Below are 18808 nucleotides of genomic sequence, written 5' to 3' on the forward strand. Positions count from 1 at the left end.
CGCACCCACCTCAGTCCGCGCAGCCGACGAGCTGCCAGCTGCCGTCGGCCCAGGAGAAGGACAGGTCGAACACGCCCGCGCGCTCGGCGCCGGTCGCGCCGGAGCCGCGGCCGGCCTCGACCCGCCACAGCTCGCGCTCGACGAGCAGGTCGGTCGCCGGACCGGCGTCCGCCAGCGTCGGCCCGGCACCCGCGTCGGAGCCGATCACGGCCCGGGCCCCGGCGGACTGCCACCACGGGGCGGTCTCCACCCAGTGGGCCAGCACCGAGCGGACCTTCCACAGTCGTCCGTGCCAGAGGAACTGGTCGGGCCCCTCGGTCTCTCCCCGTCGCACCTCGACGGGGTCGTCGTACAGCCTCATGCGTGCCTCCTCACCGCTCGTCGACCCCGCCGCCGGCCCCGGAGGCGATGGGGGTCGAGGTCACCGCCACCGGGGCCAGGTCCGAACACGTGTTCGAACAAGACCAAAGGTACACGCCCCCACCGACAGTGGGTCAAGAGGCGGCGCGGAGATGTGGAGGAGGCAGGCGGAGGAACCTCAGACGGCGCGGAGGTAGGCGCTGGTGTCGCGGCGCCAGAGGAAGAACACCAGGGCGACGTTGAGCAGCATCGAGACCACCGACAGCACCACGAACAGCGTCGGCAGGTGGTTGAGCAGGCCGAGCGCGGAGACGAGGAGGCCGAAGAACGCCATCGCCGTCAGTCCCATGCGGGACCAGCCGTGCCCGTCGACCAGGAACGCCGCGAGCACCACGGCCAGCAGCAGGAAGACCACGAACGAGACCACCGCCAGCGGCACGAACTTGGGCACGATCGCCGCCGCCCGCAGCTCGTCGAGCCCCCCGGATGCCAGGAGCTCCTGGGCCGAGGAGTTGCCGCGGGCCCACGAGAGGATCACCTCGTCCTGCTGCACCCACGTGAGCAGCGCGGTCAGGGCGCTGACCCCCACGATGGCGACGAGCACGAGCAGGGCGTTGCGGACGGAGGTGGGCACCTGGCGACGCATCAAGGCTTTTCCCCTCAGGAGGCCGACGGTGACTAGGCTCCCGGCATGGCGAGCGAGCATCCGTCGGTCATCGGATTTCGAGACGAGCTGACCCGGCGCGGTGGCACCGGCGACGTGGTCATCCTGCCCGATGCCGTCCACACCGCCGCACTCGCGGCGCAGGCGCTGGGCTGCGAGGTCGGCGCGATCGCCAACAGCCTGCTCTTCGACGCCGCCGGCGTGCCGGTCCTGGTCCTCACGTCCGGCGCGCACCGGGTCGACACCGCCCGGACGGCGGCCGCGATCGGCGTACCGTCCCTGGACCGCGCCGGCGCCGACTTCGTCCGGCGGCACACCGGGCAGGTGATCGGCGGTGTCTCCCCCTTCGACCACCCCGCCCCCATCGCCACCTGGATCGACACCGACCTGCGTGCGTACGACGTGGTCTGGGCCGCCGCGGGCCATCCCGCCGCGGTCTTCTCCACGACCTTCGACGAGCTCGTCGAGATGACCGGGGCCACCGAGATCGAGGTCGCCTGATGGAGTCCCTCTCCCTCGCGTTCACCGGTGGCTGGGCCAGCGGCGTCAACGCCTACCTGGTCGTGCTGGTGCTCGGCATCACCGACCGGGTGAACGACGTGGAGGGCATCCCCGACGTCCTCGGCCGCTGGGACGTGCTGGCGGCGGCCGGCCTGATGTTCGCCATCGAGTTCGTCGCCGACAAGGTCCCCTACGTCGACTCCACGTGGGACGCGATCTCCACCGCCATCCGGCCGACCGTCGGTGCCGTGATCGGCGTCCTGCTGGCCGGCGACGCCTCCTCCCTCGACCAGGCGGTCCTCGGGGTCGTCGGCGGCGGCACCGCCCTGCTCTCGCACCTGGTCAAGGCAGGCGGGCGCCTCGCCATCAACGGCTCCCCCGAGCCGGTCTCCAACACCGTCGCCAGCGTGACCGAGGACGTCACCGTCCTCGGCGTCGTGTGGCTCGCCGTCGAGCACCCGCAGGCGGCGGCCGTGGTCGCCGCGCTGCTGCTGGCGGGAGGACTCGTCATGCTCCTGGTCCTCGCCCGCCTCGTGCGGCGGGGCTGGCGGAGGTGGAAGCGGCGCGCGAGCCGTCCCCGACCGCGACCTAGAGTGCTCGCCATGTCACGGGTCGTGGTGGTCGGCGGGGGCTTCGGGGGACTCGCGTCGGCGGCCAGGCTGGCCAAGCTCGGCCACGAGGTGACGCTCGTCGAGCGGTCCCCGACGCTCGGGGGTGCCCTGTCGACGGTCTCGGCGGACGGCTTCTCCTGGGACGCGGGTCCGACCACGACGCTCCTGCCCGCCGTCGTGCGCGACCTGTTCCGCAAGACCGGGCGTCCGCTGGAGCGCGAGCCCGGTGACGTCGACCTCGTCGCCCGCGACCTCGTCCGCGAGCACCGCTTCGAGGACGGGTCCGTGCTGCGGCTGCCCGGCGGCTCGCGCGCGGCGCAGCTCGCGGCCTTCGAGGACCTGGCCCCCGGCCTGGGCGAGCAGTGGGTCACCCACGTCGCGTCGTACTCCGACACCTGGGACCTGCTGCGCCGCGACTACCTCGAGCGGCCGTGGGATCCCGCCCTGGCCCCCCGGGCCCTCGACGACCTGCTCACCGGCCGCGAGATGATGCACAAGCGGCTGCGCCGGACCTTCCGGGACCAGCGGTTGCGCCTGGTCGCCGGGCACCCGTTCGTGGCCGACGGCCACGACCTGCGCGACGTGCCGTCGTGGATGGGCGTGCTCGCCTACGTGGAGCAGCGGTTCGGCGCCTGGACGGTGCCCGGCGGCCTCGCCACAGTGGGCCGGGTGCTCGCCGACCGGCTGGGCACCCGCGGCGTCACCGTGCTCACCGGGACGACGGCGCGCGACCTGGTGCTCCGCGAGGGCCGGGTGGTCGCGGTGGACACCTCCGCGGGGGCGCTCGACGCCGACCTGGTCGTCTGCGCGGTGGATCCGCGACGCCTCTCCGCCCTGGCCCGCCACGTCGAGCGCACCACGCCGGCCATCCCACCGGTGGTGTGCCACCTGGGGCTCTCCGACGCGCACGCCCTGCCGGACCTCCCGCACGAGGTGGTGCTGCACGGTGACCCGATGCTCGTCGTGCGCACGGGCGGCCAGGCCCCGGAGGGCGGAGCCGCATGGACCGTCCACGGTCGCGGACGGCTGGCCGAGGACGTCCTCCGCGCGCTGGCGCGGCACCGGGTCGACGTCCGCGACCGGGTCGTCGTACGCGTCGACCGGTCACCGCGGGACCTCGTCGAGGAGTGGGGCGGCTCGCCCCTCGGCGTGCTGTGGCAGGGCCGCGCCACGGTGCGCCGGCGGCTGGGGCCGGCGACGCCCGTCCCGGGGGTGTACGCCGCCGGGGCGCACGCGACGCCCGGTGCCGGGCTCCCGTTCGTGGGGCTCTCGGCCGCGTTGGTCGCCCAGGCGATCGGTCCCGGCTGACCGTGGGCGGGGCCCGTCGGCCGGCGGCTGCGTGTCGTTCGGCTCTGGAGCCCCTGGCCCGCGCCCGCCAAGGTGGGCTGGGACGGCAGTCCTGGTGAGGCTGGGAGAGCGCAGATGCTCGAGTTCGACAGCGCGACGAAGCGGTTCGGACCGCTGACCGCCCTCGACGCCTGCACCTTCACCGCCCGCCCGGGGCGGCTCACCGGCTTCGTCGGGCCGAACGGTGCCGGCAAGACCACCGCGATGCGCGCGGTGTTCGGTCTCGTCGAGCTCGACAGCGGGTCGGTGCTGTGGAAGGGAGCGCCGATCGGACCGGAGGTCCGCGCCCGGTTCGGCTACATGCCCGAGGAGCGCGGGCTCTATCCGAGGATGCGGGTCCGGGACCAGCTCGTCCACCTGGGTCGACTCTGCGGCGGGACGACCGCGACGGTCGTGCGCAGCGTCGACGGCTGGCTGGACCGGCTCGGCCTGGCAGACCGGGCCCAGGACCGGCTGGACACGCTCTCGCACGGCAACCAGCAGCGCGTGCAGCTGATCGCTGCGCTGGTCGACGCCCCCGACCTGCTGGTGCTCGACGAGCCGCTCGCCGGGCTGGACCCGCTGGCCATCGCCGCCATGTCCGACCTGCTCGAGGAGCTGGCCGCCGGGGGTGCCACGGTGCTGTTCTCCAGCCACCAGCTCGACCTGGTGGAGGACATCTGCGAGGACGTCGTCATCATCCACGCCGGACGGGTGGTCCGTGCCGGCGACCTCGCCGACCTGCGCGCCCGGGCGACGCAGCGGTTCGTCCGCGTCCGCTACCTGGGCGCCGCGCCGGACTGGTCCGGCCTGCGCTCGGTGGAGGTCACCGAGGAGACCGACGGCGAGGCCCTGCTGCGCGTCGACCAGGATGTCGACCTCGGCGCGCTGATCGACGCGGTACGGCGCCGCGCCGACCTGGTCTCGTTCGTCTACCAACCGCCCACGCTGTCCGAGCTGTTCCGATCGGCGGTCGCGGCGTGACCGGCCCGGGCCAGGCCTGGCTGGTCGCCGTCCGCGAGCTGCGGGAGCGCGGTCGCTCGCGCGTCTTCCTGTTCTCGGTCCTGCTGATGCTCGTCGGGACGGCGGGCGCCATCGTCCTGCCCGCCCTGCTCGACACCGGCCCGGCGCCCAGGGACGTCGGCCTGACCGGTGCGGCGCCGGCCGGGCTGGTCCCTGCGCTCCGCGCTCAGGGGGAGGCCGTCGGCACCACGATCAGGGTCCACCGCTACGACACGCCGGCCGACGGCGAGGCCGCGGTCCGTGACGGCGACGCCGACGTCCTGGTCGTCGATGCGCGAGAGCTGGAGTGGCCCAAGCGCGCCGACGAGCAGCTCCAGGCGCTGGTCACCGGGGCGATACAGCTCGTCACCGTCCGCGAGCGGGCCGCCGAGGCCGGCATCGATCCCGACCGGATCCTGACGGTGCTGGCGCCGCCGCCCGTCAGCAACGTGGAGCTCGGCCAGGCGGCCGGACGCAGTCCCGGCGACGAGAACGCCGCCTTCGTCATGACCCTGGTGCTCTTCGGGGCGATCAGCACGTTCGGGGCGATGGTCCTGAGCGGCGTGGTCGAGGAGAAGTCCAGCCGCACGGTCGAGGTGCTCCTGGCGCGGATGCCCGCTCGCAGTCTCCTGGCCGGCAAGATCGTGGGAATCGGGCTGCTCGGGCTCGCGCAGGTCGTCGCCCTCGGGCTCGTCGCGCTCGCCGCCGGCGCGCTGGTCGACTCCGTGGACATCCCCGCCGTCCGCCCTGCCGTGGTCGCCTGGGCCGTCGTGTGGTTCGTGCTCGGCTACGCCCTGTATGCCACCGTCTACGGCGCCCTCGGCGCCCTCGCGACCCGGACCGAGGACGCATCGAGCGTCGCCGGTCCGGTGACCATCGTCCTGGTGCTGGGCTTCATGGCCGCCTTCGCCACCTTCGGCAGCATCGACACGACGTGGGCGCGGCTGGTGTCGTGGATCCCGGTCACCGCGCCCCTGGCCATGCCGTTCCGGGTGGCGATGGGCGCGGCGACCTGGTGGGACCTGGCGATCGCCGTCGTCCTCACCCTCGCCTCGATCGCAGGCCTCGTCGTGCTCGGCGGACGCATCTACACCCGAGCCATCCTCCACACGGGCGCGAGCCTGACCCTCCGGGACGCGTGGCGGGAGGTCAGGCCAGGGTCCAGGTGACCGTCACCGAGGAGTGCACCACCGTCTCCCCCGGCTCCAGCGCGGCGCCGCGCCCGGACGCGGCGAGTGCGACCGGCGCGGGTCCCCCCGCGGTGGCCGTGTCCGCCAGGGCCAGCACCTCGCCCAGGGTCGCGCCGGCCAGTGCGGCGAGGTGGGCCGCGTGCGCCCGGGCGTCGTCGTACGCCGCCTCGGTCGCCGCGGTCCGGGCGTCCGACGGGTCGCGCACGTCGAGGGACACGCCCTCCAGGACGAGGGCGTCCCCCACCCCCTCGGCCAACGCGGACAGCAGCGACCCGGCCTCCTCGACGCTGTCGCATCGGACGGCCAGCGAGTGCCGGGCCTCGAAGCCGCTGGCCTTGCCCTGGTGGTCGTGCCAGGGCCACACGTTGATGCCGGTCGACCCGGCCACCAGGTCGCAGTCGCGGGCGATCCCGACCACCTGCTCCGCGGCGGCCGAGACGCCCGCGAGCGCATCGGCCACGCCCCCGGCACGGTGCACGACGGCCACCCGGACCGCCGCGGAGTCGGGGACGACGGTGCCGGTGCCGTGGCCGGTGACGGTGACCGTGCGGGGGTCGCTCATGGGAGGAAAGATAGCGACGGGCGCCCTCAGACCGTGATGCGCAGCGCGGAGAAGATCTCGCGCGTCGCCCGCGACCGGTTGAGGGTGTAGAAGTGCAGGCCCGGGGCGCCTTCGTCGAGCAGCGCCTCGCAGAGCTCCGCGGCCATCGCGATGCCCTCGGCACGGAGCGCGGCCGGGTCGTGCTCGTAGGGCGCGAGCCGCGCGCGCACGGCGTCGGGCACCGGGTGTCCCGACAGCTCGGCCATGCGGGAGACCTGTCGGAGGTTGAGGATCGGCATGATGCCCGGCAGCAGCGGGATGTCGACGCCGACCGCGCTCGAGCGCTCGAGCAGCCCCGCGTAGTCGTCCGGCGAGAACACCATGTCGGTGATGGCGAACTCGGCGCCGGCCCGCTGCTTGGCCAGCAGCACCCGGGCGTCGTGCTCCAGCGACTCCGCGGACGGATGGCCCAGGGAGAAGGCGGCCACCGCGACCGAGAAGTCGCCCCGGCGGCTGGCCAGCTCGACGAGCTCGCTGGCGTAGGTCAGGCCGCCCTCGGTCGGCACCCAGTCGGCCCGCGGCCCGTCCTCCGGGTCACCCCGCAGCGCCAGCACGTGGCCGACGCCGGCCTCGGCATAGCTGTCGAGGATCGATTCGAGCTCGGCGCGCGTGTGACCCACGCAGGTCAGGTGGCCGACCGGCACGAGCGAGGTCTCGCGGGCGATGCGCCCGGTGATGCGGACCGTCGTGTCGCGCGAGCTGCCGCCCGCGCCGTAGGTCACCGAGACGAAGGTCGGCCGGTAGGGCTCGAGCTCGGTGATGGCCCGCCAGAGCTGCTCCTCGCCCTCGGCGTCCTTGGGCGGGAAGAACTCGAAGGAGAACGATCGCTCGCCGCCCTCGATGCGTTCGCGCATGCTGCGTCCACGTCCCTGGATCATGGGGTCAACCCTAGGGACGGAGCACACCGACCACCGCACCTGTCCACCGATCTGCCCCCAAGGCTGGGTAGACAGCGGGTTCCGGACCGCGCCCGGCCACTGGTTAGGCTCCCGGAGTGACCAGCCCGGAGAGCATGCAGTGGGACCCTGCCGACTTCCGACAGCGGATCCAGACGGTGCTCGACTCCTTCCTGGACGAGCAGGCCGCTCGCCTCGCTCCACTCGGTCCCGACGCCGCCCGTCTGGTCGCGGAGGCACGCACCAGCGTCGCCGGCGGCAAGCGCTTCCGGGCCGCCTTCTGCTACTGGGGCTACCGCGCGATCCGGCCCGACGTGCCCGACGAGGAGGCCCTGCACCGCGCCTGCGCCGCCCTCGAGCTGCTGCACGCCAGCGCCCTGGTGCACGACGACTACATGGACGCCTCCGACACCCGGCGCGGCCGTCCCGCCACGCACCGGGCCTTCGGGGACGAGCACGCGGCCGCCGGCTGGCGCGGGCGTCCCGACCAGTACGGCGCCTCGGCGGCCATCCTGCTGGGTGACCTCCTGCTGAGCTGGTCCGAGGAGCTGCTGCGCCGGTGCGGACTGCCGGTCGCCTCCGTCGTACCGGCCCTGGAGGTCTTCGACCTGTGCCGCACGGAGGTGATCGCCGGGCAGTTCCTCGACGTGTCGGTGCAGGCGCGCGGCCACGCGGACGTCGACACCGCGATGACCGTGCTGCGCTACAAGTCGGCCAAGTACTCGATCGAGCGGCCGCTGCACGTCGGGGCCGCCCTGGCCGGCGCGACGCCCGAGCAGCTCGCCGAGCTGACGCGCTTCGGCCTGCCGCTGGGCGAGGCGTTCCAGCTGCGCGACGACCTGCTCGGGGTGTACGGCGACCCGGCGACGACCGGGAAGCCGGCCGGCGACGACCTGGTCGAGGGCAAGCGGACGGTGCTCGTGGCCCTGGCCCTGGACGGCACCGACCGGGAGGCGGCGCGGCGGCTCGACGACGCGCTCGGCAGTCCGCTCGACGAGGCCGAGGTCGGGGCGCTCCGCGACATCATCGACCGGTCCGGGGCGCACGCGCAGGTCGAGGAGGTCATCGAGGCGCTGGCCGAGCGCGCGGTGGCCGCGCTGGAGACCCCGACGGTGGACGACGCCGCCCGCGGCGTGCTCCGCGAGCTGGCCGCGGCCGCCACCCAGCGCACCGTCTGACCCGGGGTCAGTCCAGGCTGGGCAGGCCGGGCACCTCGGGACCCTCGCCGCGCAGCAGCACGGCGAACGGCACGCCCTTGTCGGCCGCGACGCGCGACCCGAAGACGCTGAGGGCGATGCTGAACGACTTCTCGTCGGCGCGGGCGAGCGTCGCCCAACCGTCCCAGAGGAGCACCACGCCGTCGACGCCGGAGCCGATGTCGTGCAGGCAGTCGGCGAGGGCGTCGAAGTTCTGGCCGTACCAGTCGGGGAAGCCCAGCGCCTCCCCCACCGCGGCGAGGAAGTCGGCCTTGCCCCCCTCGACCCAGCCGTCGACGTGGCCGAAGCCCCAGCCGGCGTGCTCGACGGCGTGCCGCACGTCCTCGACGTCGAACGCGCCGTGCCACAGGTAGGTGCCGGGCTCGACCCGGCCGGCCAGCAGTGCCGCGAGTCCGCTCATCGGATGATCCTCTCGAAGGACCGGTAAGTGGTCCCCGGTCCAGTAGAGCTCGCCCTCGTCGCCGGCCACGATGCGCCGTGCACCGCGGTCGTCGGACCCGGGCGTGGGGACGGTGTACTCAGCGTAGTAGCCGCGCGGCTCGTCGGGGAGCAGCTCTTCGCGGTTCTCGAACGTGCCCCCGTCCTCGTCCTCGGGGAACGGGCCGTCGGCGTCGATCAGGTCCACCGTGTCGGCAGCCTCGGGCGGCAGCTGCGCCAGCGCGACGAGGGGCAGTCCGCTGCCCGGGTCGGTGCCCGTCGGCTGCTGGCTCGGCTCCGTGGTCGGGGTGTTGGTCTGGGTGTAGTCGTGCGTCGGGGAGGCGCTGGGCCGGGCGCTCGGCGACGCCGTCGGGGAGTCCTGGGCCGAGGGGGCGGGGGCGGGCGTGCTGCCGTCGCCCTGGGTCCACCACACGAGCGCGGCGGTCACCAGAGCCACCACCAGACCGACGATGCTGCGCTGCCGCGTCCCCATGGCCGGTCAGGCTAGCCGAGTCAGAACCCCAGGACCTGCGCCCGACGCTTGACCTCGGACCCGCGGTTCTCGCGGAGCGCGTCGATCGGACGGCCGGGGAGGTTGTCGTCGGTGAAGATCCAGGCGATGCACTCGCGGTCGGTGAACTCGTTGTCGTGCAGCACGGTCAGCAGGCCGGGGAGGCCCTTGACCACGAGCCCGTCCTGGATGAAGTCCGCCGGCACCTTCGGGCCGCCCCCGGGTCGCGGGACCGCCGCAGCCAGCTCGTGGTCCTTGATCATCGTGCGCACCTTGGCCGGTGTGACGCCGAGGGCCTCGGCGGTCTCGTCCCAGTCCAGCCAGGCGGGGACGAGGGCGTCGAGGTCGACCTCGGACAGGGGTACGTCGCTCATGGGACGCAGTTTTCCACGCGCGGCTTCCGCGAGCCGACTCGCTCCCCCCGCGGCGACACGCCGGGGAACCGCCCGACTGGTCTGGACCGGTCCGTGGTGCGTACCGTCGATCGCTCGCCGCGACGCCTTCCCCTCGGCCTCCCCGTGAGTCCGGGCGCCGCGACGAGGAGCAGGAGACCCGAGTGCGACGACCCCTGACCGGCACCACCGTGGCCCTGACCGCCCTCGCGGTGGGCCTCGCCCTCGCCCCGACGAGCCCCGCGGCCGCCGACCACGAGCGCCTCCCCCAGGGCCGGCACCTCAAGGACTACACCGTCCGGTCCGGCGACACCGTCACCGGCCTCGCCGTGCGCTTCCACGCCTGGACGGCCGAGATCGTCTCCCACAACCACCTCGGCGCCGACGGCGGTCTGAGGGTCGGAGACCGGATCGAGATCCCGGTCGTCACCAAGGCGCGGGACGAGGACCGGGACAAGGACGGGGACAAGGACAAGGGGGGCGCCTCCACGTCCCCCTCCCCCGGCACGCCCTCCCGCGACCGCGTACGACGCACGATCACCCGCGCGGCCAACCACCGCGACGTGGACCCGCAGCTCGCGCTGGCCATCGCCTGGCAGGAGTCGGGCTGGCAGATGCACCACGTCTCCAGCGCCGGCGCCATCGGGGCGATGCAGGTGCTCCCCGGCACCGGCCGCTGGATGGAGCACTACGCCGGCCGGGACCTGCGGCTGAGGAACCTCAAGGACAACGCCACTGCCGGGGTCCTGCTGCTCGGCGTGCTGGACGACAACACCCGCAAGCGGCGGCACCAGGTGGGGGCCTACTACCAGGGCCTCGGCGCGCTGCAGGAGCACGGGCTCTACGGGGAGACCAAGGCCTACGTGGCGAACGTGCTGGCCATCAAGGAGCGCCTCGAGGACGGGCGCCCGCCGGCCTGAGGGGCGTACGGGCGCGGCAGGACGCCACGCCGGGGCGGGCCGCGGGACCGCGGCACGCCCGGACGATTCGTACGATGGGGGCCACCGGATCCTTCCCCGTCCGGCGATGGAGGTCGAGCTGTGGTGCCACCCGAGAGGCCGAGCGCTGCCGACGCACTGGTCGGACGCCTGCTCGACGGCCGCTACCGCGTCGGCGGGCGCATCGCCCGCGGGGGGATGGCCAGCGTCCACGAGGCCACCGACATCCGGCTCGACCGCACCGTCGCGGTCAAGGTGATGCACCCCGGTCTGGGGGACGATGACGACTTCGCCCAGCGCTTCGTGCGCGAGGCCCGGGCCGCGGCGCGGCTCAACCACCCCCACGTGGTGGCCGTCTACGACCAGGGCGACGACGACGGCACCGTGTTCCTGGCGATGGAGTACGTCCCCGGGCACACGCTGCGCGACGTGATCCGCAAGGAGTCGCCGATGTCGCCGCTGCGCGCGCTGGACCTCCTCGAGCCGGTCGTCTCGGCCCTGGCCGCCGCGCACCGCGCCGGGCTGATCCACCGCGACGTCAAGCCGGAGAACGTCCTGATCGGCGACGAGGCGCACGGCGGCGCCATCAAGGTCGCCGACTTCGGGCTGGCCAAGGCGGTCAGCGCCGACACCCAGCACACCGCCACCGGCGGCGTCCTCATCGGCACGGTGTCCTACCTGGCCCCCGAGCTGGTCGTGGACGGCCGGGCCGACGCCCGCGCCGACGTCTACGCCGCCGGCGTCGTCCTCTACGAGCTGCTCACCGGGCGCAAGCCGCACGAGGGCGAGAGCCCCATCCAGGTCGCCTACCGCCACGTCCACGAGGACGTGCCCGCACCCTCCGCGCTCCAGCCCGGCCTCCCGGCGTACGTCGACGCCCTGGTCGCGCGCGCCACCAGCCGCGACCGGACCCAGCGCCCCGCCGACGCGGGGGTGCTGCTGCACCAGGTCCACCGGGTCACCCAGGCGCTGCGCGAGGGCGTGGCCGACGACCCCGAGCTCGCCGCCGACCTGCTGCCCGTGGCCCTGGTGGATCCGCACGTCCCCGACGAGGAGGAGTCCGAGGACACCACCCCCGAGCCCTTCGACGCCGTCGAGATGGCCACCCTGAGCGCGCGCCTGCAGCCCCCGCCGGGCGACCCGCGGGCGGGGATCGTGGACGCCGCCCACCACACCACCGCCTTCGACCGCACCGCCGTACGGACGGAGCCCCCCGCCGGTCCACCCGCGGTCCGCCGGCCCTCGACCCCGGCCCCGGTGGTCACCACGCCGCGCCGGCGCTCGGTCCGCGGTCCCCTCGCACTCGTGCTCGCCGTGCTGCTCGTGGCCGGGCTGGGCGGAGGCGCCTGGTGGTTCGGCTGGGAGCGCTGGACGGTCACGCCCGGCGTCCTCGGGGTCGACCAGGCGACTGCCGCGGCCCAGCTCGGCGAGGCCGGGCTGGACGCGGAGGAGGGCGACCCGCGCTTCTCCGAGACCGTCGCGGCCGGCCTGGTGCTGGGCACCGAGCCCGAGCCGGGTGACCGCGTCCTCGACGGTGGGACCGTCACCCTGATCATGTCGCTGGGCCCCGAGCGCTACGAGGTGCCGGCCCTCAAGGGCATGACCGAGGACCAGGCCCAGGACGCCCTCGAGCAGGGCAACCTGGCGTTCGGCGAGAGCGTCGAGAAGTTCTCCGAGAAGGTGCCGGCCGGCCAGGTCATGAGGACCGTCCCGAAGCCCGGCGAGGTGCTCAAGCCCGACGCACCGGTCGACCTGGTGCTCAGCAAGGGGCGCCGCCCCATCGAGATCCGCGACTGGACCGGCGAGGACGCCGGTGAGGCGACGACCGCGCTGGAGAGGCGCGAGCTGGTCGTCGAGGTGACCGGCGAGGAGCACAGCGACACCGTCGCCGAGGGCGACGTGATCTCGCAGGACCCCACCGCCGGTCCGCTCTACAAGGGCGACACCGTGCAGCTCGTCGTCTCGAAGGGACCCGAGCTGGTCGAGGTGCCCGAGGTCAAGAGCATGGGGGTCGAGGCCGCCACCGAGCAGCTGGAGGCACTCGGCTTCGAGGTCGTCGAGGAGCGGGCCGACCTCTACCTCGGTCTCGGCTTCGTCGCCAGCTCCGACCCCTCCGCCGGGTCGATGGCGCCCAAGGGTTCGACGATCACGCTCTACCTGGTCTGACCCCCTACCCTCCTCGGGTGACACCCGAGCTCCGCAACCCGATCGGCACGCACGTCACCGTCGGCAAGGGGCTGGTCGCGGGCGCGCTGGCGAGCGTCGCCGAGGTGGGCTACGAGGCCCTCCAGGTCTTCACCGGCAACCCGCGCGGGTGGGCGCTGACCCCGGGGAAGCCGGCCGAGGACGAGCGCTTCCGGGAGGAGTGCGCCCGCCGCGGCCTGCGCGCGTTCATTCACGCGCCGTACCTCGTCAACCCCGGCTCCCCCACCCCGCTGACCTGGGACCGCTCGGTGGCGACCGTCGCCCACAACCTGCGCCGCGCCGCCGAGATCGGTGCCGAGGGGGTCGTCGTGCACACCGGCTCGTACGTCGACCCGACCGGCTCGCACGACCAGCGCGAGGCCGCGCTGCGCCGGGTCCGCGAGGGGCTGCTGCCGGTGCTGGAGGCCCTCGGGGACGACGCCGCCCCGTGGCTGCTCCTGGAGCCGACCGCCGGACAGGGCCAGTCGCTGTGCGCCGGCGTGGACGACCTCGAGCCCTACCTCGCGGCCCTGGACCTGCACCCGCGGGCGGGCATCTGCCTCGACACATGCCACGTGTTCGCCGCCGGGGCCCCGCTCGACGAGCCCGGCGGCGCGACCGCGACGGTCGACCGGGTCGTGGAGATCGGCGGGCCGGGCCGGCTGCGGCTCGTCCACGCCAACGACTCGATGGACGTGCGCGGGGCCTTCAAGGACCGCCACGAGCGGATCGGCGAGGGCCACATCGGCGTCGACGCGTTCCGCGAGCTGTTCGCCCACCCGGCCACCGAGGGCGTGCCGTTCATCCTGGAGACCCCGGGCTCGCGCGACGTCGGCAACCCGGACCGCGAGATCCTGCGGCGGCTGCGGGCGGAGGCGGCGGCGTGACCGAGCGGCGTACGTCACTGCTCGCGACCTTGGCGCTGCTCGCGATGACGGCGGCGTGGGGGTCGACGTTCTTCCTCATCAAGGACCTGCTCGACCGGGTGCCGACCCTGGACTTCCTGGCGGTCCGGTTCGCGATCGCCAGCGCCGCGATGCTGCTGGTCGCGCCGCGGGCGGTCGCCCGCCTCTCGCCGGCGGTCCGACGCCACGCGATCGTCCTCGGCCTGCTGTACGGCGTCGCGCAGATCCTCCAGACGGCCGGGCTCGCGCACACCCCGGCGAGCGTGAGCGGCTTCATCACCGGGATGTACGTCGTCCTCACGCCGGTGCTCGCCGCGCTGATCCTGCGCACACGCATCACCGCCGTCACGTGGGCGGCCGTGGCGCTGGCGACCGTCGGGCTGGGCGTGCTGACGCTGAGCGGGTTCAGCCTCGGGTACGGCGAGGCGATCACGCTCGTCTCCGCGGTGCTCTACGCCCTGCACATCGTCGGGCTGGGCGCGTGGTCGACCCCGCGGGACGCCGTGGGCATGTCGATCCTCCAGATCATCGTCATCACCGTCGTGTGCTTCGTGGCGACCGTCCCCGACGGGATCGTGCTCCCCTCGACCGGCCGCGACTGGCTCTCGATCGTCTACATGGCGCTCGTCGCCGGGGCGCTCGCGATGCTCGGCCAGACCTGGGCGCAGGCGCACCTCCCGCCCACCCGGACGGCGATCATCATGAGCATGGAGCCGGTCTTCGCCGCGTCCTTCGCCGTGTGGCTCGGGGGCGAGGGCGTCACCGTCCGGCTGCTCGTGGGCGGGCTGATGGTGCTCACCGCCATGCTCGTCGTCGAGCTGGTCCCGCGCCGCAAGGTCGAGGCCGAGGTCTCCCACATCGCCGTGTGACGCTCGCCGAGGTGGCCTACCATCTCGCCCATGAGCACCTGTGCACGGTGCGGTCACGAGCTCGGAGTGGGCCGCTTCTGCACCAACTGCGGGCACCCGATCGGCGAGCCCGTCCCCGAGTCCGAGGTGCTGCCCCGCCTCGACGACGCGCCCCTGCCCACGCAGGCCGACGACCGGCCGACGTGGCTGCTGCCGGTGGTCGGTGCCACCCTGGCCCTGCTCCTGGTGGCCGCGCTGCTGGCCTGGCTGGGCCGCGACGACGACCCCGGCACCACCGGGGGCCGGGCCACGGGCCGCGCCTCCTCGGCTCCCGAGCGCGCCCAGGAGCGCAGGCCGGTCAACGTCGCGCCCACCGCGCGGGTCGAGGCTCCCGCGGCCGCCGAGGCGACCACCGACCTCGACGGCACCCTCGTCGGCTACGCCGCCTCGCAGCTGGTCGACGGGACGCCCGAGACCTGCTGGCGGGTCGGCGGGGACGGCTCCGGCAGCACCATCACCTTCGCCCTGCGACGGCCCACCACGCTGTCCCGCGTCGGGCTGGTCAACGGCTACGCCAAGCGCGTCCCCAATGGGACCACGCTCGTCGACTGGTACCCCCTCAACCGACGGGTCACGTCCGTCGAGTGGGTCTTCGACGACGGCACCACCGTCGCCCAGGACCTGCGGGAGGTGCGTCGCATGCAGGTCCTCCGGGTGGACCCGGTCACGACCCGGACCGTGCAGCTGCGGATCCTCGGCGTCACCGCCCCGGGCACGGGCCCCCTGGGCCGCGACTACACGGCGATCAGCGAGGTCCTGCTCACCGGCACCCGGGCCTGAGCACGCCAACGGCCGGGCCCCGTGGGGCCCGGCCGTCGCGGCGTACGCCTGGATCAATCCGCGGCTCGCCTCACTTGACCTCGGACCGCATCACCAGGGCGAGGCCCACGGCGAGCGGCGCGACCAGCCACACGAGGCCGCTGGTGCCGAGCTGTGCCCAGTACTCCCCCGTCATCGTCTGGTCGTAGAGCCGCGAGGAGGCCAGGTTGAAGTCCACCCACGGCTGGAGGTCGGCGAACCACGACTGGACGCCGGCGAGCAGCATCAGCAGGCCGGGCAGGACCAGCGAGTAGACGAAGTAGGCCACGATCGCCGCCGCCGAGCTGCGCAGCAGCACGCCCAGCATGAAGCCGATCGTCATGCCGAGCACCTGCGCCAGCACGATCTGGGAGAACTCGGTGACCGAGATGTTCCAGTCGGTGGGCACGCCCACGATGCTCGAGCCGAGCAGGTTGCCCAGGGCGCCGATGCCGAGGGCCACGAACATCGAGGCCACGCCGACCAGGACCGCGGCGATGGCCTTGGCCGCGATGGTGCGACCGCGACGCGGCACCATCGTGTACGTCGTGAGGCCGGTGCGCTGCGAGTACTCACCGGTGACCGAGAGGATCGCGATCATCGGCAGGACCACCGACATCGGCACCCCGATCGCGCTGGCGAAGAGCTCGAAGTCGATGTCGGCGTCGGGAGCCCACAAGATGGCCGCCCCGGTCGCGAGGACGGACAGGATCGCGATGCTCATCAGCATCCAGAACCCCGCCCGGGTGTCGAACATCTTGCGCAGCTCGACCGACACGACCCGGCCCAGCCCGATCGGGGGGACGGACCGGCGCTCGCGCGGCACGGCCGTGGTGGGGGTGCTGGTCGTGCGGGGCTGGACGGTGGTGGCGGTCATGCCGCTGCTCCTTCTCGCTGGGTGTCGGCGGTGAGCTCGAGGAACATGTCCTCCAGGCCGGCGCCGTCGCCGGACCTCAGCTCGGTGAGGGGGACGCCCGCGCCGAGGGCGACGCGGCCGACCAGGTCGGGGGTGGCGTCGGTGCGCAGGCCGCCGTCGACGGCGCTGCACGAGACGCCCTGCGCGGCCAGCGCCCGGCCGAGCACCTCCGCGTCGGGGGTGCGGACGAGCGTGCCCGCTCCGGCGAGCAGCTCGGCCTTGGTGCCCTGCGCGACGATCCGCCCCTGGCCGATGACCACGATGTCGTCGGCGATCACCTCGATCTCGTGCAACAGGTGCGAGGAGAGCAGCACCGTGCCGCCGCGGCGGGCGAAGTCGCGCAGCAGGTCACGCATCCAGCGGATCCCGGCGGGGTCGAGCCCGTTGGCGGGCTCGTCGAGGATGAGGACCCGCGGGTCGCCGATGAGGGCGGCCGCGATGCCGAGGCGCTGCCGCATGCCCAGGGAGTAGTTGCGGACCCGGCGGCCCGCCTCCTGCGGCGTGAGGCTGACCAGGTCCAGCATCTCCTCGACCCGGCCCTTGGGCAGGCCCATGGTCCGCTGGGCGATGGTGAGGATCTCGCGACCGGTGCGGCCGGCGTGCTGCGCCGAGGCGTCGAGGAGCACGCCGACCTCGTGGCCGGGGTTGGTCAGGTCGACGAAGCGGGCGCCGTCGATGAGGGCGGTGCCGGACGTGGCCGGGGTGAGGCCGACCATGATCCGCATCGTGGTGGACTTGCCGGCGCCGTTGGGGCCGAGGAAGCCGGTGACCCGGCCGGGCCGGGCGGTGAAGGTGACGTCGTCGACGGCCGTGAAGCCGCCGTACTTCCGGGTGAGTGACTCGACTGTGATCATGGGCCCCACGCTCTCCCGGCGGGCGGGCCCCGCACATCGGGGACAACGCTGGGAACGACCACGGCCCCACCCTGAGGGCTCCTCGGGGTCGCCCCCGAGGATGCGGCTCCTACGCTGGCAGCGTGCCCCGCACCGTGATCACCGCCATCACCGAGCCCGGCCAGCTCGCGGCAGCGGTCGACGTGTGGGCGGCGGCGCGTGCCGCCGGCGGCCGGCCCCCGACACCCGGACGTCGCGCGCGGGTCGAGGCGAGCATCGAGGCCAGGGTCCGCGACGGCGACGTGGCCCTGCTGGCGACGTACGGCGAGAAGCCGGCCGGGATGGCCCTCGCGGAGCCGTACGCCGAGGGCGGGGTCGTCGATCCCGCCTGCGGGCACGTGGCGATGGTGTTCGTCTCGCCGGGCTACTGGGGCAGCGGCATCGGCGGCCGGCTGCTGCGCGCCCTGCAGTCACCGCCCGCCGGCACGGCGTGGACGCGGCTGAGCGTGTGGACGCGCACCACCAACCGCCGGGCGCTGCGGCTCTACGACTCGAGCGGGTTCCTCGACACCGGCGACCGGTCGACCCTGCACGAGGGCGAGGAGATCACCCGGCTGGAGTGGCGGCGACCCGGCGGAGCACCGCCGCCGCCCGGCGCGCGTCCTCGGCGCTGACGTCGAGGTGGGTGACGAGGCGTACGGCGCGGGGCCCGACCGGGGCGACCCGCACGCCCTCCTCGGCGGCCGCGGCGACGAAGCGCCCGGCGTCGTCGCGCTCGACGACGACGATGTTGGTGTCGACGGTGTCGGGATCCACCCCGCAGGCCTCGGCGAGCAGCCGGGCGTGCTCGTGGTCCTCGGCCAGCCGCTCGACGTGGTGGTCGAGGGCGTGCAGCCCGGCCGCCGCCAGGATGCCGACCTGCCGCATCCCGCCCCCGAGGCGCTTGCGCCACACGCGGGCCTCGGCGATCGCGTCGCGGCCGCCGATCATGAGCGAGCCGACGGGAGCGCCGAGCCCCTTGGACAGGCAGACGGCCATCACGTCGGCGATCGCGCCGTACTCCGTCAGCGGCGTGCCGGTGGCGACGTGGGCGTTCCAGATGCGGGCGCCGTCCATGTGGAGGCGGGTGCCGACCCCGTCCGCCCACGCGCGGAGGCTCGTCAGGTCATCGATCGGCAGCACGGCTCCGCCGGCGAAGTTGTGGGTGCACTCGACCGAGACGGCCGCGGTGGCGACGAAGAACGGACCCATGTCGGGAGCGAAGAGGTGCTCGATCGCGGCGAGGTCGACCTGGCCTCGCGGGTGGGTCCAGGTGCGCATCGTCAGGCCGGTGATCGCACCGTGCGCGCCGAGCTCGGCGCGGGCGATGTGAGCGCTGGACTCGCACAGCACCTCCTGCCCGGCGCCGACCAGGCTGCGCACCGCGAGCACGTTGGCCAGTGACCCGGTCGGGGTGAACAGCGCCGCCTCGTGGCCGAAGAGCTCCGCGACCCGGTCCTCGAGCGCGTTGACCGTCGGGTCCTCGGCGTAGACGTCGTCACCCACCTCGGCGCTCGCCATCGCGGCGCGCATCGCCTCGGTCGGCCGGGTCAGGGTGTCGGAGCGCAGGTCGATCACGCGCTCATCCCATCACGACCC

Annotated in this window: 20 protein-coding genes; 11 read left to right on the forward strand and 9 right to left on the reverse strand. The window is 74.1% G+C overall.

Annotation, left to right across the window (positions count from 1 at the left end):
• Positions 1-10: 10 nt before the first annotated feature.
• Both DAI17_RS17925 and DAI17_RS17930 read right to left on the reverse strand, forming a co-directional pair.
• The gene (locus tag DAI17_RS17925) at positions 11-361 is read right to left on the reverse strand and encodes a DUF6504 family protein (protein ID WP_107774588.1); all 351 of its coding nucleotides are present in this window, start codon (positions 359-361) and stop codon (positions 11-13) included.
• Positions 362-538: 177 nt separating this feature from the next.
• The gene (locus DAI17_RS17930) at positions 539-994 is read right to left on the reverse strand and encodes a hypothetical protein (RefSeq protein WP_159081622.1); all 456 of its coding nucleotides are present in this window, start codon (positions 992-994) and stop codon (positions 539-541) included.
• A gap of 57 nt (positions 995-1051) precedes the next feature.
• On the opposite strand from DAI17_RS17930, the gene DAI17_RS17935 reads away from it, so the two are divergent.
• The 4 genes from DAI17_RS17935 to DAI17_RS17955 all read left to right on the forward strand — a co-directional run bounded on the left by DAI17_RS17935 (position 1052) and on the right by DAI17_RS17955 (position 5633).
• The gene (locus tag DAI17_RS17935) at positions 1052-1525 is read left to right on the forward strand and encodes a YbaK/EbsC family protein (protein ID WP_107774590.1); all 474 of its coding nucleotides are present in this window, start codon (positions 1052-1054) and stop codon (positions 1523-1525) included.
• Positions 1525-3444: an FAD-dependent oxidoreductase gene (locus DAI17_RS17945; protein WP_234412581.1), complete on the forward strand. Its 1920-nt coding sequence runs from the start codon at positions 1525-1527 to the stop codon at positions 3442-3444. Before DAI17_RS17935 ends, DAI17_RS17945 begins: the two co-directional genes overlap by 1 nt.
• Before the next feature lie 114 nt (positions 3445-3558).
• Complete coding sequence (locus DAI17_RS17950) at positions 3559-4446, forward strand: ABC transporter ATP-binding protein (protein WP_107774591.1); 888 nt, start codon at positions 3559-3561, stop codon at positions 4444-4446.
• Positions 4443-5633, forward strand: coding sequence for an ABC transporter permease (locus tag DAI17_RS17955; protein ID WP_159081623.1), 1191 nt, complete (start codon positions 4443-4445; stop codon positions 5631-5633). Before DAI17_RS17950 ends, DAI17_RS17955 begins: the two co-directional genes overlap by 4 nt.
• Here the strand turns inward: DAI17_RS17955 and DAI17_RS17960 are convergent.
• Both DAI17_RS17960 and metF read right to left on the reverse strand, forming a co-directional pair.
• The gene (locus DAI17_RS17960) at positions 5614-6216 is read right to left on the reverse strand and encodes an SIMPL domain-containing protein (RefSeq protein WP_107774592.1); all 603 of its coding nucleotides are present in this window, start codon (positions 6214-6216) and stop codon (positions 5614-5616) included. The genes DAI17_RS17955 and DAI17_RS17960 overlap by 20 nt on opposite strands.
• 26 nt (positions 6217-6242) lie before the next feature.
• A complete protein-coding gene (gene metF / locus DAI17_RS17965) occupies positions 6243-7133 on the reverse strand; it encodes a methylenetetrahydrofolate reductase [NAD(P)H] (RefSeq protein ID WP_107774593.1) in 891 nt (296 codons plus the stop codon).
• 116 nt (positions 7134-7249) lie between these two features.
• Here metF and DAI17_RS17970 point away from each other — a divergent pair, with 116 nt between their 5' ends.
• Positions 7250-8329 carry a polyprenyl synthetase family protein gene (locus DAI17_RS17970; RefSeq protein WP_234412582.1) on the forward strand — a complete coding sequence of 360 codons (1080 nt, stop codon included), beginning with the start codon at positions 7250-7252 and terminating at the stop codon, positions 8327-8329.
• 7 nt (positions 8330-8336) lie between these two features.
• Here the strand turns inward: DAI17_RS17970 and DAI17_RS21370 are convergent, their stop codons facing one another.
• The gene (locus DAI17_RS21370) at positions 8337-9278 is read right to left on the reverse strand and encodes a ribonuclease domain-containing protein (RefSeq protein ID WP_199905191.1); all 942 of its coding nucleotides are present in this window, start codon (positions 9276-9278) and stop codon (positions 8337-8339) included.
• Between the two features lie 20 nt (positions 9279-9298).
• Positions 9299-9670: an Rv2175c family DNA-binding protein gene (locus DAI17_RS17985; RefSeq protein WP_234412583.1), complete on the reverse strand. Its 372-nt coding sequence runs from the start codon at positions 9668-9670 to the stop codon at positions 9299-9301.
• A 182-nt stretch (positions 9671-9852) separates the two neighbouring features.
• Here DAI17_RS17985 and DAI17_RS17990 point away from each other — a divergent pair, with 182 nt between their 5' ends.
• From DAI17_RS17990 to DAI17_RS18010, 5 genes are all read left to right on the forward strand, one after another.
• Positions 9853-10608, forward strand: a complete 756-nt coding sequence (locus tag DAI17_RS17990; RefSeq protein WP_107774595.1) for a transglycosylase SLT domain-containing protein — start codon at positions 9853-9855, stop codon at positions 10606-10608.
• A 123-nt stretch (positions 10609-10731) separates the two neighbouring features.
• A complete protein-coding gene (gene pknB / locus DAI17_RS17995; protein ID WP_234412584.1) occupies positions 10732-12792 on the forward strand; it encodes a Stk1 family PASTA domain-containing Ser/Thr kinase in 2061 nt (686 codons plus the stop codon).
• Positions 12793-12809: 17 nt separating this feature from the next.
• The gene (locus DAI17_RS18000) at positions 12810-13697 is read left to right on the forward strand and encodes a deoxyribonuclease IV (RefSeq protein ID WP_199905192.1); all 888 of its coding nucleotides are present in this window, start codon (positions 12810-12812) and stop codon (positions 13695-13697) included.
• On the forward strand, positions 13694-14584 hold the full coding sequence (locus DAI17_RS18005; protein ID WP_234412585.1) for a DMT family transporter: 891 nt from the start codon (positions 13694-13696) through the stop codon (positions 14582-14584). The genes DAI17_RS18000 and DAI17_RS18005 overlap by 4 nt, the downstream gene beginning before the upstream one ends.
• A 30-nt stretch (positions 14585-14614) precedes the next feature.
• Entirely contained in the window at positions 14615-15403 is a 789-nt protein-coding gene (locus DAI17_RS18010; RefSeq protein WP_159081624.1) for a zinc ribbon domain-containing protein, read from the forward strand.
• A gap of 70 nt (positions 15404-15473) precedes the next feature.
• On the opposite strand, the gene DAI17_RS18015 is transcribed toward DAI17_RS18010, so the two are convergent.
• Together DAI17_RS18015 and DAI17_RS18020 are read right to left on the reverse strand one after the other, a co-directional pair.
• Positions 15474-16298: an ABC-2 transporter permease gene (locus tag DAI17_RS18015; protein ID WP_107774598.1), complete on the reverse strand. Its 825-nt coding sequence runs from the start codon at positions 16296-16298 to the stop codon at positions 15474-15476.
• Positions 16295-17191: an ABC transporter ATP-binding protein gene (locus DAI17_RS18020; RefSeq protein ID WP_199905193.1), complete on the reverse strand. Its 897-nt coding sequence runs from the start codon at positions 17189-17191 to the stop codon at positions 16295-16297. The genes DAI17_RS18015 and DAI17_RS18020 overlap by 4 nt, the downstream gene beginning before the upstream one ends.
• 122 nt (positions 17192-17313) lie before the next feature.
• Here DAI17_RS18020 and DAI17_RS18025 point away from each other — a divergent pair, with 122 nt between their 5' ends.
• Positions 17314-17844: a GNAT family N-acetyltransferase gene (locus DAI17_RS18025; RefSeq protein ID WP_107774600.1), complete on the forward strand. Its 531-nt coding sequence runs from the start codon at positions 17314-17316 to the stop codon at positions 17842-17844.
• On the opposite strand, the gene DAI17_RS18030 is transcribed toward DAI17_RS18025, so the two are convergent.
• Positions 17777-18787: a threonine aldolase family protein gene (locus tag DAI17_RS18030; RefSeq protein WP_107774601.1), complete on the reverse strand. Its 1011-nt coding sequence runs from the start codon at positions 18785-18787 to the stop codon at positions 17777-17779. The genes DAI17_RS18025 and DAI17_RS18030 overlap by 68 nt on opposite strands.
• Positions 18788-18808 lie beyond the last annotated feature (21 nt).

Origin of the sequence: Nocardioides sediminis (assembly GCF_003047295.1) — a bacterium.
GTDB classification, from domain to species: domain Bacteria; phylum Actinomycetota; class Actinomycetes; order Propionibacteriales; family Nocardioidaceae; genus Nocardioides; species Nocardioides sediminis.